The sequence below is a fragment of the Cryobacterium sp. Y50 genome (assembly GCF_002929805.1).
In the GTDB taxonomy this organism is placed as follows: Bacteria; Actinomycetota; Actinomycetes; order Actinomycetales; family Microbacteriaceae; genus Cryobacterium.
Genome location: NZ_PJJM01000088.1, coordinates 44,316 through 62,105, shown reverse-complemented (window position 1 = coordinate 62,105; position 17,790 = coordinate 44,316). Strand labels below are relative to the sequence as shown.

At 62.1% G+C, this 17,790-nt stretch carries 16 protein-coding genes and 1 pseudogene; 5 read left to right on the top strand and 12 right to left on the bottom strand.

The features are described 5' to 3' along the window. Positions 1–17: 17 nt before the first annotated feature. From CXY73_RS09540 to ald, 7 genes are all read right to left on the bottom strand, one after another. Complete coding sequence (locus CXY73_RS09540) at positions 18–782, bottom strand: glycerophosphodiester phosphodiesterase family protein (RefSeq protein WP_104177593.1); 765 nt, start codon at positions 780–782, stop codon at positions 18–20. Further along, complete coding sequence (locus tag CXY73_RS09535) at positions 779–2,002, bottom strand: ABC transporter substrate-binding protein (protein ID WP_158254093.1); 1,224 nt, start codon at positions 2,000–2,002, stop codon at positions 779–781. Before CXY73_RS09535 ends, CXY73_RS09540 begins: the two co-directional genes overlap by 4 nt. A 106-nt stretch (positions 2,003–2,108) precedes the next feature. After that, on the bottom strand, positions 2,109–3,008 hold the full coding sequence (locus CXY73_RS09530; protein WP_199185333.1) for a carbohydrate ABC transporter permease: 900 nt from the start codon (positions 3,006–3,008) through the stop codon (positions 2,109–2,111). Then, entirely contained in the window at positions 3,005–3,973 is a 969-nt protein-coding gene (locus tag CXY73_RS09525) for a carbohydrate ABC transporter permease (protein WP_146071714.1), read from the bottom strand. The genes CXY73_RS09530 and CXY73_RS09525 overlap by 4 nt, the downstream gene beginning before the upstream one ends. Positions 3,974–4,554: 581 nt before the next feature. Continuing rightward, on the bottom strand, positions 4,555–5,067 hold the full coding sequence (locus CXY73_RS09520; RefSeq protein ID WP_104135497.1) for a hypothetical protein: 513 nt from the start codon (positions 5,065–5,067) through the stop codon (positions 4,555–4,557). Positions 5,068–5,145: 78 nt separating this feature from the next. Continuing rightward, entirely contained in the window at positions 5,146–6,612 is a 1,467-nt protein-coding gene (gene cycA, locus CXY73_RS09515; protein ID WP_104177591.1) for a D-serine/D-alanine/glycine transporter, read from the bottom strand. Positions 6,613–6,791: 179 nt separating this feature from the next. Further along, positions 6,792–7,928 carry an alanine dehydrogenase gene (ald, locus tag CXY73_RS09510; protein ID WP_104177590.1) on the bottom strand — a complete coding sequence of 379 codons (1,137 nt, stop codon included), beginning with the start codon at positions 7,926–7,928 and terminating at the stop codon, positions 6,792–6,794. Between the two features lie 292 nt (positions 7,929–8,220). On the opposite strand from ald, the gene CXY73_RS09505 reads away from it, so the two are divergent. Beyond that, positions 8,221–9,429, top strand: coding sequence for a CdaR family transcriptional regulator (locus CXY73_RS09505; protein ID WP_104177589.1), 1,209 nt, complete (start codon positions 8,221–8,223; stop codon positions 9,427–9,429). 15 nt (positions 9,430–9,444) lie between these two features. Here CXY73_RS09505 and alr read toward each other — a convergent pair whose 3' ends face one another. Next, positions 9,445–10,614: an alanine racemase gene (gene alr, locus CXY73_RS09500; protein WP_233198247.1), complete on the bottom strand. Its 1,170-nt coding sequence runs from the start codon at positions 10,612–10,614 to the stop codon at positions 9,445–9,447. Between the two features lie 146 nt (positions 10,615–10,760). On the opposite strand from alr, the gene CXY73_RS09495 reads away from it, so the two are divergent. Further along, entirely contained in the window at positions 10,761–11,474 is a 714-nt protein-coding gene (locus CXY73_RS09495) for an SDR family NAD(P)-dependent oxidoreductase (protein ID WP_104177587.1), read from the top strand. A 218-nt stretch (positions 11,475–11,692) separates the two neighbouring features. Here the strand turns inward: CXY73_RS09495 and CXY73_RS09490 are convergent, their stop codons facing one another. Then, entirely contained in the window at positions 11,693–12,184 is a 492-nt protein-coding gene (locus CXY73_RS09490; RefSeq protein WP_104177586.1) for a DNA alkylation repair protein, read from the bottom strand. Positions 12,185–12,305: 121 nt separating this feature from the next. Continuing rightward, positions 12,306–12,623 (bottom strand): annotated as a pseudogene (locus CXY73_RS22780) (LysE family translocator); the annotation flags it as partial. Between the two features lie 295 nt (positions 12,624–12,918). Here CXY73_RS22780 and CXY73_RS09480 point away from each other — a divergent pair. The 3 genes from CXY73_RS09480 (at position 12,919) to CXY73_RS09470 (ending at position 15,870) form a co-directional block, all read left to right on the top strand. Beyond that, positions 12,919–13,974 (top strand): DctP family TRAP transporter solute-binding subunit, encoded by a 1,056-nt coding sequence (locus tag CXY73_RS09480; RefSeq protein WP_104177585.1) that lies wholly within the window; start codon positions 12,919–12,921, stop codon positions 13,972–13,974. A 97-nt stretch (positions 13,975–14,071) separates the two neighbouring features. Beyond that, on the top strand, positions 14,072–14,593 hold the full coding sequence (locus CXY73_RS09475; RefSeq protein ID WP_158253049.1) for a TRAP transporter small permease: 522 nt from the start codon (positions 14,072–14,074) through the stop codon (positions 14,591–14,593). Next, a complete protein-coding gene (locus CXY73_RS09470) occupies positions 14,590–15,870 on the top strand; it encodes a TRAP transporter large permease (RefSeq protein ID WP_104135488.1) in 1,281 nt (426 codons plus the stop codon). Before CXY73_RS09475 ends, CXY73_RS09470 begins: the two co-directional genes overlap by 4 nt. Before the next feature lie 22 nt (positions 15,871–15,892). On the opposite strand, the gene CXY73_RS09465 is transcribed toward CXY73_RS09470, so the two are convergent. After that, positions 15,893–16,597, bottom strand: a complete 705-nt coding sequence (locus CXY73_RS09465) for a GntR family transcriptional regulator (RefSeq protein WP_104177584.1) — start codon at positions 16,595–16,597, stop codon at positions 15,893–15,895. 48 nt (positions 16,598–16,645) lie between these two features. Further along, positions 16,646–17,788: a CaiB/BaiF CoA-transferase family protein gene (locus CXY73_RS09460; protein ID WP_104177583.1), complete on the bottom strand. Its 1,143-nt coding sequence runs from the start codon at positions 17,786–17,788 to the stop codon at positions 16,646–16,648. Between the last annotated feature and the right edge of the window lie 2 nt (positions 17,789–17,790).

The window sequence follows — 17,790 nt, the reverse complement described above, 5'->3', positions numbered from 1 at the left end:
CCTGCAGCAGCGAGCAGCTACCCTCGGGTTTGTACTGTTAGCGCGGCCTCGTGGCCGGGCCATTCTCCCGATCCACCGTGGGTCGCCAGATAGTCGACCAGTCTGTCGGGAAAATCAACAGTCATCCCATCTGCCCCAAGAGCGGCTGCATTCTGCATCGCTCCCACCGGCCGCGAGTTCCAGCAGCGCACTTCAAGAGCCGCGTGGCGGGCCATTTGCATTTGCTCAACACTCAGAGCGGATGCATCGGGGCATATTTGCTCAGCACTCACCGATCTAGCCTGGGCCACGGTGCGCTCATCGAGCGTCTTGGTCAGATATCCGAGACGTACCTCGGAAGATACCTCACGCATTCTCTTCAGATTTGTCAAGTCGAAGGAGGTGACGGTAATGGTCGCATGTCGGCTGGTCTCCGTGATCATGGCCCAGACATCCTCCTCAATGTGGTTCGCTTTCAGCTCAACAGCCAGATGGATCTGACGCCCGCCGAACGCGTAGAGAAGGTCGACAAATCGTACGATGCGTTCCCCAGCGAATCGCGGCGAAAACCAGCTTCCTGCGTCAAGGTGGCGTAGTTCGGGCCAGGTGTACTCGGCTAGGGGACCGTGACCGTCAGTAGTGCGGTCAACTGTGAGATCGTGGAACACCACGATCTCCCCGTCACTCGAACGACGAAGGTCAAATTCAACACCGTGAGCCCCGAGGTCCAGGCCTCGATAGAAGGCAGAAAGCGTATTCTCCGGGGCGTGCCCGGATGCCCCGCGGTGCGCTAAAATGATCATTTTCGATAGTCTGCCAGGTAGTCGGAGACTTCGACTTGAAGCGCGCCCAGGAGCTCCGCGGCATCCGCCTCAGGATCCGTCTCGATCGACTCGAACGCGTCGATGATGCCCTTCCAGATGAGGGAATCAGCAGGGCTGATCCCCTGTCCGCGCAGGTACTCCAACTGGTCGATGGTCACCTTGAACTCTGGATTTTCCACGAGGTGCTTCTGAAATTTTGGAAGTTCCAATGACGACGATCGGATGGCGATGTACCCGGAGGCGATACTCCCCGCTGCAGAGTTCTCGGTATTCGTCAAAAACTCAACCAACTCCGCCGACGCCTCTTCCTGCGCGGGACTTGAGGCGAAAATGCCGAGACTGTTTCCGCCAATCGGAACCGACCGCGCCTGACCGTCGACGATTCCGGGGATGTAGGCAACTCCGACCTCAAATGCGTCGCCGACCTGCTCCTGAGTACCTGCTAGTCCTGATCCCGAAGCGAACAACATCGCCAGCCGTCCGCCGATGAAGTCTTCCTTGGCTGTTGCGTGCTGGTTTTGTGGCATGGCTTTACTGTTGTAGACGAGGTTTTGGAATGATGTCAGGGTTTCGATCGCTTCAGCTGAGTCGAGGTTGACCTCACCGTCGTTATCGAGAAGTTCCCCGCCCCGGTTCCAAGTCATCGGCTGAAAGTACCAGGGAATGTCGGCTGCTGTATTGAAGCCCCACACATCCGGCGTAGTGAGGTTCGTCGCGGTTGCGACCAGTTCGTCCCAGGTCTCCGGCGGCACAAATCCCTTCGAGTCAAACAGCGTCTTGTTGTAGTACAAAACTGGTGTGCTGCTCTGGAATGGCACGGTCCACAGCTTCTCTTTGTAAGTGAAGCGTTCCAAGAAGGCCGGAAAGATATCCTCGACCGTTTCAGAAGCGAGGATGTCCCCAATCGGGAGAAGCATGCCGGAGTCAGCTACCTGGGGGATGCCATAACGCTGGCCCAACTGAACGACCTGCGGTACGGTTCCACCGACGATGCCGGCTAGCACTTTCTGCTGCATCTCGTCATAATCGCCCATAAATGAGGGGTTGACCGTGATATCGGAATGGAGCGCAGTGAATGCCGCGAGCTCGTCTTTGTACTCGCCCTGTTGTGTTGTCCAAAAGTCGATCGAAACTGTCTTGGATTCCTCGCCAGTAGGTGTTGCTGCGCACGAGGTCAGGGTCAGGGCTGCGACGGCCATCACTCCGAGAGAACGGATCAGGCGGAACTTGCGGTGGGATCGAATCATTATTTGCCAATCGATTGGTGCTGGGTTGTGAGGCAGTTGGTAGACGGGGCGCAGGGCATCAGTGATCTCCGGTGTGCATCACACCCTTGATGAAAAACCGCTGCAGAACGAGGAAGAGTACGAGCACGGGTACGATCACGAAAGTCGAAGCAGCCATCAGTTGCGGCCATTGAGTGCCGATCTCCTCATCGACCAGATACTTGAGTCCCACCTGTACGGTGCGCATCGACGTCTCGGTCGTGATCAGCAGCGGCCAGAGGTAGTTGTTCCACGCCCCGAGAAAGGAGAAGAGCGCCAAGGTCGCGAGCACTGGCTTCGACAGCGGCAAGACGATGCGCATAAAAGTACCAAAGTGCGAACATCCATCGATTGCCGCAGCCTCGAGGATGTCTTTTGGAATAGTCAGAAAGAACTGACGAAGCAGAAAGATTCCGAAGACGCTGGTAGCGCTCGGAAGAATTAGTCCGAGGAACGAATTCAGGAGTCCGAGCCCATTGATCACCAGATATGACGGGATCATGGTGGCCTCAAAGGGCACCATCATGGTGGCCAGCACGACGAGAAACAACAGCCGGCTCCCGCGAAAATCGATCAACGCAAAAGCGTATGCGGCGAGTGAACATGTAATCAGCTGAGCGAGCACGATGCCAAGGGACATGATAAGGCTGTTCAAGAAGAATGTGCCGAACGGCGCCGCGTTCCACGCCTCAAGATAATTGCCCCATTCGAGCGTTCTTGGCAGAAATGACAGCGGCTGAGCGAAGACCTCCTCTGCGCCTTTCAGAGATGTGAGGATCATCCAGAGAAAGGGGAAGGCCATCACGAGCGACAGCGCGATGAGTACCACGTGCCGTGTCAGACGGGTTGCTCGGCTGTGGAGGGCGCGTCGCCCGCGGATCTGGATTGGAGCCGTGCGGAGCATCCGTTCGCTGCGCAGTAGTTGCGACACGACGCTCATTGGTAATTCACCCGGCGTCCGACGATGAACATCTGCACGAGTGTGAGCAGCATGACGATAACAAAGAGCACTACGGCAATAGCTGACGCGTACCCCATCTGGAAAAGCTCGAAGGCGTGCTCCCAGAGCAGTGGAACGATTAGGGTTGTCGCTCCCGCTGGCCCACCCTGGGTCATTACGTCGACCTGCGCAAAGGTCTGGAATTGATCGATCGTCAGAAGAATAATCAGCAGAAAGCTCGTCGGGCCGAGTAATGGCACCTTGATACTCCGAACCACGCGCCAGAATCCAGCACCGTCCATAGTGGCAGCCTCAACGACGTTCGGGGCGATGCTTTGAAGTCCTGCAAGATACAGCACGACGCAGAACCCGATGTTCTTCCAGACCGACATGATCGCTAGTGCCAGCAGAGCTGTGTTCGGATCATTCAGCCATTTCACCGGACTGGCACCGAGGAATCCCAGCGCCTCATTCATCAGACCGTAGTCCGGATGGTAAATCCACAGCCAGACGACAGATATGGCGACGGTCGATGTCATTAACGGAGCGAAAAAGAATGATCGGTAAACGCTGATCGCGTTAATGTTCTGGTCGAGCAGAACGGCAAAAATTAATCCGAGCGCCATCGAGGGTCCAACAGTGATGATGGTGTAGACCGCCGTGAGGCTGAGGCTGCGATATAGCTCGCCGCTCGTCAGCAAGTCGGAATAATTGTCCAGGCCCACGAACCGCGGACCGCTGGTGAGCATATCCCACGAAAAGACGCTCAGAACGAAGCTATAAAGAATAGGAAAGACCGAAAAGGCGACCAGAATTGCCAGGGCGGGGAGGACGAAGGCGTACCCAGTAAAGTCATGTCTGCGATTGCGACGACGTTGTGGCCGGCGAGGTGGCGGAACAGTCTCCGTGCGCGTCGTCGCGGCTTCCGCAGGAGGCTGTTCCAGCACGGCCGTGGCGGAATTCAACGGATTCTCATCTCGTGCACTGGTCTGGTTGCCTCACGTCGGACGTCAATGGGTGGGTCTCAAGGATGAAGTTAGTGAGGCCAAGTGAATAAGCGGTTGCTATTGTAAGCGAGTTCGATGACGTGTTAGTGAACTACGACAACACCCCAAAGTTTTAGACGCCTTTGGGCGCCGCACCCTCGGTGTGACTTAGGCGGTATCGCGTCTCGTCTCGGGTGCAAGTACGCTGTGCACGGACGATTTCCGAGCAGCATCGCGGGCGGTTCCCCGCAGCCGTGCCACAGAGGTCGAGCTCAATCCTCAGGTGGGACTACCCGTCGGATGCCCGGTACGGTACCGCCTCGCACGTGCACCGTTCGATTCACAACGGTGCCAGCATTGCTCATCCGTTGATCCTGCCGCAATACGGCTTTGGCACGAGCACGAGCACGAGCACGTTCAGCGCTCCCGCGCGACCGAAGTCTGCTCGCGTGTGTGGCTTGCTGGCTGCGCGAGCAGATTGTGGCGGCTCCAACAGCTTTCGACAGTGCGAAACTCCGGCTAATTTGGTACGGCGGAAGGCGGCAAGCGAAAGATGCGGACTACCCGTGCCTCACGGCGCGAGCGGTGGCGGAGCGCCCGGCCCGAATAATCAGCACGATCAAAGCGAGCAGGCTGGCGGCGCTGACGACGTAGAGCGCCATGCCCCACGGGGCATGGTCCTCGCCCGAAATCAGAAAGGTGTCAGCGAGCGACATGCCGGGCCTGAAGCCCACAAAGAAGTGTCCGGGAGCTGCAAAGACCAACAGCACCAGGTAGGCCGCGACCACCGGGCCGACCCGACTGTTCATCCGCACGATCGCAACCAGCAGAACGACGGTGGCGAGTACAATCCCGATCGCGCCCCAGGCGAGCACCCAGTTCGCAGTGAGTGACTCATCCGCGCGCGCCATCTCAGCGCGGATCTTCCCGAGCGTGACCCCCGGAACCGCCGCCAGCGGATTCCATACCAGAATCTGCAGGGCCCCCACAATCGCGTAGGCGGCCACGGCCGCGAAGCCCACGGCAGCAGCCACGACGGCGCGGCGCGGTTGCGGTTTCTCGGTGTTCTCCATGCCGCCAGCGTACCGATCATTCGAGCGTGGCCCGACCCTGCGATTTCGTTGACGGAAGACGACCCCGCTCCGGCGGTATCAGCTCCGGAAGGCGAGTGCCGCGGACCGATCGGCCTGCACGCTGGCCCGGTGAAGTTCCTGATGGGTAGCCAGTTCGGGGCGACGGCGAATGATCAGCCATACGACGCTAAGCCCGATGAACCACACCGGCGTCACGAGCAGCGCCTGCAGGGTGTCGGCCTTCTGGGTGAGTGCCCAGATCAGGAAGACGAAGAACGCGAGCAGCAGGTAACACATGTATACGCCGCCGGGCATTTTGAACTTGGAGGCCGCGTGCATTGCCGGGCGGCGCCTGCGGTACACGATATAGCTCACCACGATGATGGTCCACACGAAGATGAACAGTACCGACGCCATGGTCGTCACCACGGTGAACACGGCGATGATCGACGAGCTCGCATACAGCAGAACAGCGGATACGAGCAGAAACATGCACGAGAACAACAGCGCGTTGGCCGGTACCCGGTGGCGGCTCAGGCGTTGAAAACGCCCCGGTGCCGTACCCTCGACCGACAGGCCGAAGAGCATTCTCGATGTGGAATACAGCCCGGAATTCGCCGAGGATGTCGCGCTTGTGAGCACGACGAAGTTGATCACGGCCGCGGCTGCGCCGAGCCCCGCGAGGGCGAACATCGCCACGAACGGGCTCACATCGGCGGTGACCTCACGCCACGGAGTGACCGCCATGATCACGATCAGGGCCAGAACGTAGAACAGCATGATGCGAATGGGAATCGAGTTGATGGCCTTGGGAAGGTTCTTCTCCGGGTGCTGCGCTTCGGCGGCCGTCGTGCCCACGAGCTCGACCCCGAGGAACGCGAACACGGAGAGCTGGAAGCCGGCGATGAACCCCATCGGACCGGTCGGAAACATCCCACCGTCGTTCCATAGGTTGCTGAGACTCGCCGCAGCGCCGCCGGGGGACTGAAACTTCGTGAACACCATCACGAGCCCCACGATGATGAGCGTGACGATCGCGACGATCTTGATCAGCGCGAACCAGAACTCGGTCTCGCCGAACGCCTTGACGCTCGTGAGGTTGAAGCCAAGCAGAATCAACACGGCACCGAGGGCCGGTATCCAGAGTGGTAGATCTGGCCACCAGAAGCTCGTATACAGCGCAATGGCGATCAGCTCAGCGATGGCGGTCACGATCCAGCAGAGCCAGTACGTCCAGCTCGTGAAGAAGCCGGCCCACGGCCCGAGCAAATCACCGGCGAAGTCGCTGAATGACTTGTAGTCGAGGTTGGAGAGCAACAACTCGCCCATGGCCCGCATGACGAAGAACAGCATGAAGCCGATGATCATATAGACGAAGATCACGGACGGCCCGGCGAGGGAGATAGTCTTCCCTGACCCCATGAACAGGCCCGTTCCGATCGCGCCCCCGATGGCGATCAGCTGGATATGACGGTTCGACAGTGATCGGGCCAGGTGTGGTTGCGCGTTCGGGGCGGGTCGAGTGTTGGTTTTCAATTGCGACATCGGAGTTACTTCCTTGTAGTCCAGGCGATTGACAGGGCGTCGGGTCTTTCGAGCTCTGAGAAAAGGTGGGCAGCAGATGCCGGGGCCGGCCGATAAGCCTGCGACCGGCATCCGCTACGTAGCGCTGCTAGAGCAGCACTTTAGAACAGCGCTGCTAGAGCGCTTCGAAAACAGTGCTATCAGACCAGCGCGGGTTCAATCTGACTGACCAGGTTGGTCCAGTCCGCGAGCGGCAGGTTGAGGGCGACGCTCACCGAGCGGTTCGCGATCTTTCCGGCGGCGATGTTCAGACCGCCGGCGAGGGCGGCGTCACGCTCGAACGCGGCGCGCACGCCCCGGTCGGCGATTGACAGGGCGTAGGGCAGGGTGACGTTCGTCAGCGCGAGGGTCGAGGTCTGCGGAACGGCGCCGGGCATGTTGGCGACGCAGTAGAAGATCGAGCCGTGCACGGGGAAGGTGGGGTCCTCGTGGGTGGTGGCGTGGGTGTCTTCAAAGCAACCCCCCTGGTCCACGGCGATGTCGACTAGCACGGAGCCCGGCTTCATGCGCGACACGAGTTCGTTGGTGACGAGCTTGGGGGCTTTGGCTCCGGGGATCAGCACGGAGCCGATCACGAGGTCGGCCTCGGTCACGGAGTGGTCGATCTCGTAGGCGTTCGATGCGATGGTCTTGAGACGTCCGGCGTACAGGGCGTCGAGCTCGCGTAGGCGGTCAATGTTGATGTCCAGGATGGTGACGTCCGCGCCCATGCCGAGCGCCATGGCGGCGGCGTTGGAGCCTGCGACGCCGGCGCCGATGACGGTCACCTTGGCGGCGCGCACTCCGGGTACGCCGCCCATCAGAATGCCGGGGCCGCCGCCGGGACGGGTCATCGATGCGGCGCCGACCTGAACGGCCAGGCGTCCGGCGACCTCGCTCATCGGTGCGAGCAGAGGTAGCGAACGGTCGGCCTTCTGCACGGTCTCGTAGGCGATGGCGGTGACGCCCGCTTCGAGCAGCGCGTCGGCGAGGGCGGGCTCTGCGGCGAGGTGCAGGTAGGTGAAGAGGATCAGGCCCTCACGAAAATATGCGTACTCGGCGGTGATCGGCTCTTTCACCTTGAGGATCATGTCGGCGCTTGCCCACACCTCGAAGGCGGTCTCGACGATCACGGCACCGGCAGCCTCGTAGTCGGCGTCGGCGAAGCCGGAGGCGATACCGGCGCCGGCCTGCACCAGCACGGCGTGGCCGTGCAGCTTGGCTTCGTGTACTCCGGCGGCGGTGATAGCCACTCGGAATTCGTTGTTTTTAACTTCGGTGGGAACACCAATGATCATGGGGAACTCCTGTTCCTGGTAGGCGCATGCCGATCGACTTTGGTCGGCGTGAAAACGATAAACCCGGGTTTTCGCGGCTCTCCCGCTCGACAGACGGGCAGCGGATGCCGCGGGCTGCGCCGCAGCACGCCTCACCACCCCGAATTTGCCGCTTTTTCAGGGATTCTTCGCTGCCAACGTCGGAGCCCGGTGTGTCCCACCCGGCAGCCATCCCGTGGCCGACTCGACATTTGTAGCGTCACGGCTCGTTGATTGTCGCCAGACGTCCACACGGCTCCGTAGAATTGAAGCTATGGAAGCGGCCGATATCGACCAGGCGGTAGTCATTATCGCCGCGCATCTGGGCCGTGCTCTCTCGCTGGAAGACCTCGACGGCGGGCTGCTGGCGTATAGCGCGCATCGACCTACGGCTGACCGTGTGCGCACGAATTTTCTGCTGAGCAAGCTCGTTCCGCCCGACGTCAGCGCTTGGCAGCTGAGCCATGGTATCGCCACAGCGGTAAAACCGGTTCCCGTTCCGGCCAATGCCGATCTTGGAATGCTAGGCCGCGTGTGCGTGCCGCTGCTGGCGCGTGGATTCCGGGTGGGCTATCTGTGGATCCTCCAGCTCGACGACGAGCAGACGCCGGAGTCGATTCTGCGTGAGTTGCGCATCATCCGTTCGGAGCTGGACGCCCTCGCGGAGATGCTTCTCAACCGCTCGAACGCGGATCCTGACGGGCGTATCGCCAGTGAAGCGCAATTTCTCGCCGCCTGTTTGGGCGACCGCGATGCCGTCGTGGCGGTGGGTGGTTGGCCGTGCGTGTACGGGCGCGGACCCTGGCGGCTCGCCACACTGCTTGGGCACGGTGACACCGCCCAGCGCGACCCCGCCGAGAGTAGCCTGCTGCACCGGCTCTCCGCACTTCATGCCACGCTCGGCATCGATACCGTGCTGTTCTCGGCCGGCACCGAAACGCATGCCGTTCTGCTGCTGCACGACGAGATCGACGGCTTCGACCAGTCCGAGGTCCTGCGACGTTTCGAGCTCGAAGTTGCGCGTCGTGGTGGCCAATTGGCGGCGCCCGCTCTGCTTGGGCTGAGCGAACCCTTCACCGACCTGCGCGGGTTGCCCAGCGCCTATACCGAGGCGCGGAGCGCCGTGCAGGCAGCCAGGGTAGATACCCAACTGGGCAGGCTCGTCTCGTTTCGTGCTCTGGGGGTCTATCAATTTCTAGCCGTCGAGGGTCGAGACGTGTCGGCGTTCGAATCATCGCTGTTCTCGGAGCTGCGGGACCTCGATCGTAACGGGGAACTGCTGCCCGTGCTCGAGCTGCTCTACGACAAGGACGGGTCCGTGGCCGAGGTCGCCGAGCACCTGCACCTGCATCGAACCAGCGTTTACAACCGACTGGGGCGTATCCGTTCTCTGCTGGGTGTTGACCCACTTGGTGGGCGCACTCGTCTCGAACTGCACCTGGCCCTCAAAGCGGACCGCTGGGCCGGCCGACCCCGCCTGTAGCGGCCTGGCGCGGTCTCAGGCGTTGCGGTAGACGCGGGGAACGCGCGGGCTGATGCGGGTGACCACCTCGTAATTGATGGTGCCAGCCGCCGCCGCCCATTCGTCAACGGATGCCTCGCCGTCGTCTCCCGGCCCGAACAACACCGCTTCGGCTCCGATAACCGACCTGCCCGCGGCCACGAGCCCGGCCTGGCCGAGGTCGATGACCATCTGGTCCATGGCGATGCGCCCGACCACGGGATAGGTCACGCCGTCGATTCGAACCGGACCTCCGGTCGCGATGCGCGGAATGCCGTCGGCGTAGCCCAGCGGGATCAGAGCGAGCGTGGTCGGGGCGGCCGTGCGGTAGTTGAGACCATAAGACACGCCCTGCTCGGCGGGCACTTCTTTGCACACTGAGACCAGCGTGCGCAGGGTCATTGCCGGCCGTAATCCGAGTTCGGTCGGGGTCTGATCGGCAAACGGCGACAAGCCGTAGATGGCCAGTCCCGCGCGCACCAGATCGAAGTGTGTGTCGGGGCGAGACAGCACGCCGGCACTGTTGGCGAGGTGTCGTACCAGCGGTCGGAGCCCCGCTGCCTGCGCCTGTGCCACGGCCGTCGTGAAGGCCGCAATCTGTTCGTCGGTCTCCACGCGCCAAGGCTCGTCGGCCACCGCGAGGTGCGAGAAGATTCCCACGACCGTCACGTCGCCGGTAATTTCAGCGCGACGGGCGAGATGCACGAGGTTGGCCCAGTCCTCGGGAGTGCTGCCGTTGCGGCCCAGACCGGTGTCGATTTTCAAGTGGATGCGTGCGGTCTTTCGCAGCTGCTGCGCGGCCGCGACGATGAGCGGCAACTCCCAGCCCGAGCATCCGAGATCAATGTCCGCGGCGATTGCGGCGTGAAAGTCGCTGTCCGTGGTGTGTAGCCAGGCCAGCACCGGCACCTGGATGGCCGCAGCTCGAAGCGGGAGTGCCTCCGAAATGTGCGCGACGCCGAGCCAGTGCGCTCCAGCCTCGAGCGCAGCGCGGGCGACAGGGAGGATCCCGTGGCCGTAGGCATCCGCTTTAACGACCGCCATCAGTCCGGCCGGGGCGACAAGCTGAACGAGGTGGCGAACGTTGTACCTGATCGCGTCGAGGTCGATCACGGCCGCACGTTCCGGCAGCCGTTCCGTGGCGGGGGACAGCGCTGCAGATTTCACACGTTGCAGCCTAGCCCCCGGTCGCCTGCCCTCAGATGTTTACAAACTCATGCGCCCCTCGTGGACTCTCTTGATAGGGGATAGTTTTGACCGCCGCGTGGTTTGCGCGGTCGCAGGCGCTTCGGCCTGAAATAAGGAGGCACGGCATGAGTACATTCACTGACAAGGTCGCTATCGCCACCGGCGGCGGAAGCGGCATTGGCGAGGCCATCGCCAAGGCACTCGCGAGCGAGGGCGCATCCGTTGTGATCACCGATATTAATCTCGAGGCAGCGCGTCGCGTCGCCGATGAGATCATCGCTGCCGAGGGAACTGCCTCCGCCTTTCAGCAGAACACATCGATCGCCGCCGAGTCAGAAGCCGCGGTGGACTTCGCCGTGGCAACCTACGGTGCCCTGCACCTGGCCGTGAATAACGCGGGCATCGGCGCTGCCCCCGCCGACATCGGCGACTACGAGATCGACGCCTGGGACCGCGTCATCGGCGTGGACCTCAGCGGCGTGTTCTACGGCATGCGCTATCAGCTGCCCGCGATGGTCGCCGCCGGCGGCGGTGCCGTGGTCAACATGAGCAGCGTGCTCGGGTCCGTCGGCATTGCCCAGAACGCGGCGTACGTGGCCAGCAAACACGCGCTCGTCGGCCTGACCAAGGTCGCCGCGCTCGAATACTCGGCCCGAAACGTGCGCACCAACGCCGTCGGCCCTGGCTTCATCGACACTCCGCTGGTGCGTTCCTCGCTCAACGCCGAGGCGATTTCTGCCCTCGAAGCCCAGCACGCGACGGGCCGCCTCGGCACGAGCGCCGAGGTTGCCGCGCTCGTCTTGTTTTTGCTGGTCGACGGCGGCTATTCCGCGCGCTAACTGCAGTAATTGAGCGGATGCCGTCAGTAGGTGGCGGCATCCGTTGTGCGCGTGCAGCACTTCACGAGAAGACTTCGGGGAATCATAAAATGTCAGAGGCAGATGATGACTTTCGGCCTCAATCATAAAACCGATGCCAGTGGATGCCGAAGTGCGCCGCGGTGCGGCGGCTGCGCCATCGTCTTCGACGTCTGGGGAATCCGTGCACTCGGCTGGACCTATGGCGTGATTCTCGCGGCAACACCGCTGGCGGCGTGGCGCAGCCAGGGGTCGCCGTCGCGGGTCCAACGCTCGAGGGTGGCATCCGCTCTCAAACGACTCGGCCCGTTGAGCGCTCGCACCAGGGGGAGCACTACGTCGAGGGTGAGCGGATCGACCAGTTCCGGCAGCACCGCGTCACGTAGAAACCCCTCAATGCGGGTGAGATCGGTGTTGTCGAGTCGGATCACGTTGGATTGCAGCAGCACGATCGCGGCGAGGCGGCGCTCGAAGACCGGAACCTTCCACAATTCAGAGCTCAGCGCCGTTACCTCATTGTGCGTCATGTTCTTGCACCGGCGGGCCAGATCACGAATGGTGCCGCGCACGGCGCCGACCGAGGCGCCGTAGAACTCAAGCTTGGTCCCGAACCGAGCCCGCGACTCGGCTGCGCGTTCCCAGGTGGCCTCGTACTGCAGCGTGCGATCCACGAAATCGCCAGGGTCGCTCATCTGTCTATTCTGCCTCGCCCAGGCTGGGCAAGCCGCCCGCTCGTGGTGCCCTGAGCCGCCTCAGTGCACGAGCGCCAGCAGCAGGGCGACGGATATGAATAGCAGGCCGAAGGTGCGGTTGAGAATGAGCTGGCTCCCGGGTCAGCGTCACGGTCGTATCGCGAGACGGGTCGGGTTTTTGCAGAATTAAGCGGATGCCCAGAAATACCAGGTAGGCGGCTCCGGCGTAGCGGATGACGTTGAAGAGTATGGGTGTGCCGGCCACGAGTACCCCGACGCCGAGTGCCACTACGATGATGTGCACGATTAGTGCAGCCTGCTGCCCAAAAATTCCCCAGATCGAGCGGCGAAATCCGCTGGTGAGCGAGTTGTTCATGGTGTTGATCGCGCCGGCGCCGGGGGTGAAGCTGATTAGCACGCCGGCGCCCACTAGGGCCAGTCAGAGGGAAAGTTGCACACGTTAGCGTAGCGCGCGCACGGCGGATGCCTCCGCTTGCGTCACCAGCGAAGATTCTGGCCCAGGTCGGTACGGGCGGAACCTCACCTGATGCTGTCAAAACAGCAGGGAACGCCTGACAGGCGCACACCACTCGATAGCCGCAGCAATGCATTCGTTATAAAAATAATGCATTATTTTGGTTCAGAGCATATTTTTTTTTGGTAGCGTCGTTCTGGATGAACCTGACGCAACGCTCGTCACGTACCGCCTAATCAATGACGATAAGGAAGAAACAATGCAACAACATACCCGTAAATCCCGCCTGATCGGGGCCACGGCCATCGCCCTCGGAGCCGTCCTCGTTCTCGGATCGTGTTCATCAGCCCGCGGGTCTGGCGCATCAGGCGGAGACGCGGACAAGGTCTACACGATCGGCTTCTCCCATGTGACGACGACGAACACGCCCAAGGGCGCCGCCGCCGAGAAATTCAAGGAGATCCTCGAAGCATCCTCGGATGGCCGCATCGAGGTCGAGCTGTACCCCAACTCTTCGTTGTACGGCGACAAGGACGAGCTTCAGGCATTGCAGTCCAACAGCATCCAGATGATCGCCCCGGCGAGTGCCAAGTTCACCACTCTCGCCCCGCAGCTGCAGCTGCTCGACCTGCCATTCCTGTTTGAGAGCAGCGAGGACATCGCAGAGATCGCCTCTCGTGACTCCGTAGTGGGCAAGGCGATCTTCGATAACGAGGACCTGCGCGCGGCGAAAATTAAGCCGCTCGGCCTCTGGGACAACGGCTTCAAACAGATGGGGGCCAACGTTCCGATCCGAGCCGCAGCGGACATGGCCGGGCTGAGCTTTCGCATCCAGCCGGCCGATGTGCTGGTGAGTCAGTTCGAAACCTGGAACGCCATCCCCTCGATCCTCGCCTTCGCCGAAGTCTACAGCGCGCTTGAACAGGGCGTCATTAACGGTCAGGAGAACACCTGGTCGAACATGGAAACGCAGAGCATGCACACGGTTCAGGACTTCATCACCGAGTCCAACCACGGCTACATCGGCTACATTCCGGCTATCAACAATGACTTCTTCGAGTCGCTGCCCGATGACCTGCAGCAGCTCGTTCTCGACGCCGTCGACGAATCCAGTGTCTACAACCGGGAGATCGCGGCCGAGGTGAACGAAGAGGCCAAGCAGGCGATCATCGCCGAAGGATCCACCGAGATCATTCAGCTGACCGACGCGGAGCGCGATGCCCTGATGGCAACGGTAATCCCAAGCGTCTGGGAAGAGTACTCCGAAGTGCTGGGCCCAGAGATCATCGCAGAACTCCTCGCCAACCGCGACTAGCCACCGCCCTCGTTTTCCCCGTCGGCACGGGTTTCGTCGTGCTGCCCTTCCAACGTAAGGACTCCCCATTCTTCGATTCAGTTCCGTCCTGACTCGGGTGGAGAACTTCCTGGTCTGCACTTGCCTCGCTGTCGCGGCGCTCGTCGCCATCGCCCAGGTGCTACTCAGGTCGATCTTTAACATCCATCTCTGGTGGAGTGAGGAGACGGTCATTTATCTCATCATCTACTCCACCTTCCTCGGCGCCGTCGTGACACTGCGCTACAACGAGCACATCGCCGTCAAGGTCTTCGAACCGTTCCTCGGCAAGATCGGCCGACGCCGCATGGACATTCTCGGCATCCTGGTCACCATCGTCTACCTCGCCATCGTGGGCTATTTCGCCTGGTTGCTGCTGTTCGAGCCGTTCTCAGTGGCGACCGTGACACCCACGCTTAAACTTCCGCTCTGGGTGGTCGAGTTAGCGGTGCCACTGGGCTTCACGCTTATGCTGCTGCGTGCCGTGGAAATCCTGGTACGTCTCATTCGCGGCCTGTCAGCATCCGTCGACGGCGACAAGAGTGAATTCCAGCGCGCCGAAGAAGAGGCCGGTATGACGAAGGATGAGGGAACACTGTGATCGAAGGCCTGCTCGTCTTGCTCATTCTGCTCTTCGGCCTGCTGCTCACCTCGACGCCCATCGCTGTGGCCATGGGGCTAACGTCGTTCCTCTACTTTTATTTCTTCACCAGCATCCCGCTTACCCAGGTGCCGGAGCGGCTGTTCAACTCGCTCAATACCTTCCCGTTGATGGCCATACCGTTCTTCGTGTTGGCGGCCAACCTAATGAGCAGGGGCGGCATCAGTAAGCGGCTCATTAACGCGTCCAACGCGCTGGTCGGCCATTTCCGTGGCGGACTCGCCATGACCGCCGTGCTGGCCTGCATGTTTTTCGCCGCGATCAGCGGATCCAGCCCGGCCACCGTGGTCGCTGTCGGAACGCTGATCATCCCGGCGATGATCAAGAACGGGTACGGCAAAGACTTCTCCACAGGCCTGGTCACCACCTCGGGCTCGCTAGGTATCCTGATCCCGCCGTCGATCCCGCTGATCGTCTACGGCATCTCGACTGAGCAGTCCATCGGCGACCTGTTCGTGGCAGGCATCGGACCGGGCATCATGGCCGGCATCGGGCTGCTGATCCTGGCCGTGGTCATCTCGCGCCGCCGCAAGTACGGCATGGGCGAGAACGCGATCCGCATGACTAACGGGGAGCGGTTCCGTGCTCTGCGCGACGCTGCGCTGAGCCTGTTCCTGCCGGTTTTCGTGCTTGGCGGCATCTACGCGGGCTTCTTCACCCCGACCGAGGCGGCGGCCATGGCCGTCTTCTACGCCCTCGTGGTGTCGATCTTCGTTTACCGGGAGATTAAGGTGAAGGACCTGGTCTCGATTCTCATGGGCTCCGCGCGTACCTCGTCGATGATCATGTTCATTGTGGCCTCCGGAATCCTGTTCTCCTTCGTGCTCACGGCCGAGCGCATCCCAGGTCAGGTGAGCGAGGCGCTGCTGGGATCAAATCTCACCCCCGTGATGTTCCTGCTCATCGTGAACCTGCTGCTCATCGTAGTGGGCATGTTCATGGAGACCTCGAGCGCCATCCTCATCCTCGCCCCGGTGCTGCTGCCGGTGGCGATGGAACTCGGCGTCGACCCGATCCACTTCGGCATCATCATGGTACTCAACCTGGAGATCGGCATGATGACTCCACCGCTCGGACTCAACCTGTTTGTCGCGAGTGGGCTCACGGGAATGAACATCCTCCGAGTTGCGAAGGCGGCTCTGCCGAGCGTCGGCGTGTTGTTGATCGCCCTGGTCATCGTGACCTTTGTACCGCAGCTCTCGACCTTCGCGCTCTAAGTTGACGTCTGGGCCACCCGACTCAGTCGGGCGGCCCAGCTGTCACGTCAACTGCCGCCGCGCTTGTTCGCTCGTCGAAGTGTACGGCGAGCAGCTCGCCGGCGTGCTCGACGTGCGCCTGCATGTCCACACGTGAGGCCTGTGCGTCATGGGAACGGATGTCCGCCAGCAGCTGGGCGTGATCGTTCGCAGTGGCCTCGGGCCAGCCCGCAATGCTGGAATAGAACTTCCGGGGCACATACCGCGTCATCAAGCCGAGCGCCCAGATGATCTTGGGCGCACCGGCGATCAGGTTGATCTCCCGGTGGAAAGCGTGATTTTTCTCCTCGAGCAGCTCAAGGTTGCCGCGCGCGGAGGCTGCGATCAGTTCGTGATGCAGCGCTTCGAGCTCGGAGAGATCCTCGGGAGTGGCGGCCACGGCGGCCCGGGCGGCGAGTTCGCCGGCGATCAACGCTTGCACGGTGAAGAGGTCTCGCACGTCTTGCCCGGTAAGCACAGCCACCTGGAATCCGCGCCGCGGCACCAGCTCCAGAAATCCCTCTACCCGCAACGCCTGCAGCGCCTCGCGCGCCGGTGTGGTGGAGATGCCCAGTGCCGCGCCGATGGTCTCGGCGCGCACGGCCGTGCCGGGCGGCAGCTCACCGGACATGATCATGCCGCGCACGTAGCCCGAGGCCTCATCGCTCAGCTGGGGGCGGGCGCGCGTCGAAGGGCGGCGGGAGGCCATCGCGGGTCCTTTCTCGGGCAGGATAACTCCTAATTTACGGCAGCGCAGCTACAGCGTGAGCCCGAGCTCAGCCAGGATCTGCTCGGTGTGCTGCCCGATCGCCGGCACCGGGTCCATGCGAAACCCGGTCTCACGGCTCGTCACCGGCGGAATCAGGCTGCGCACCGGCCCCACCGGTGAGTCGACATTCTGCCATCGCCCGCGTTCGGCCAGCTGCGGGTGCGCCGAAAAATCGTGCATGCTGCGCAGTTGCGCGTTGGCGATGTTCGCGCGGTCCAGTCGAGCGAGCACCTCCACGGAGGTGAGGGCGCTGAGCACATCGAGGATCACCGCGTGCAGCGCTGGCCGGTTTTGCACCCGCAGGGCGTTGCCCCGAAAATCCGGCTGCATCCCGAGAAGGGGGCGGCCCAGCACATCCGTGCAGAACGTCGCCCATTCTCGCTCGTTCTGGATACCGAAGAAGACCGTGCCGTCCGCGGTATCGAACGGGCCGTAGGGCGCGATCGACGCGTGCTGTGCGCCGTTGCGCTGCGGGGGAGTACCGCCGTACTCGGCGAAGAAGTAAGGCTGGTGCATCCACTCGCCGAGCGCCTCGAGCATCGATACCTCGAGCACGTCGCCGCGCCCGGTCGTGGCGCGCTGCAGCAGCGAGGTGAGGATTCCCGAGAAGGTGTACATGCCGGCGCAGATATCCGCGATGGAGACGCCGACCTTAGCAGGGTCCTCGGGTGTGCCAGTGACGCTCAGCAAGCCGGCTTCGCACTGCACGAGCAGGTCGTAGGCTTTCTTCTGCTCATAGCTGCCGCCGCGGCCGTAGCCCGAGATAGACGCGTGGATGAGCCGCGGGTTGAAGGCGAGGGCATCGTCGGGTCCGAGACCGAGCCGTTCCACAGCCCCCGGTGCGAGATTTTGCACCAGCACGTCGGCGCGGCTGACCATTTCTCGCAGCACGGCCAGGCCCGAGTCGCTCTTCAGGTCGAGCACGATGCTTTCCTTACTGCGGTTGAGCCACACGAAGTAGCTCGACATGCCGTGCACGGTCTCGTCGTAACCTCGGGCGAAATCGCCGGTGTCCCGCTCCACCTTGATCACCCGCGCGCCGAGGTCGGCGAGCTGCCGGGTAGCGAACGGCGCGGCGACGGCTTGCTCAAGGGAGACGACCGTAAGCCCGGCCAACGGCAATGCGCCCATCC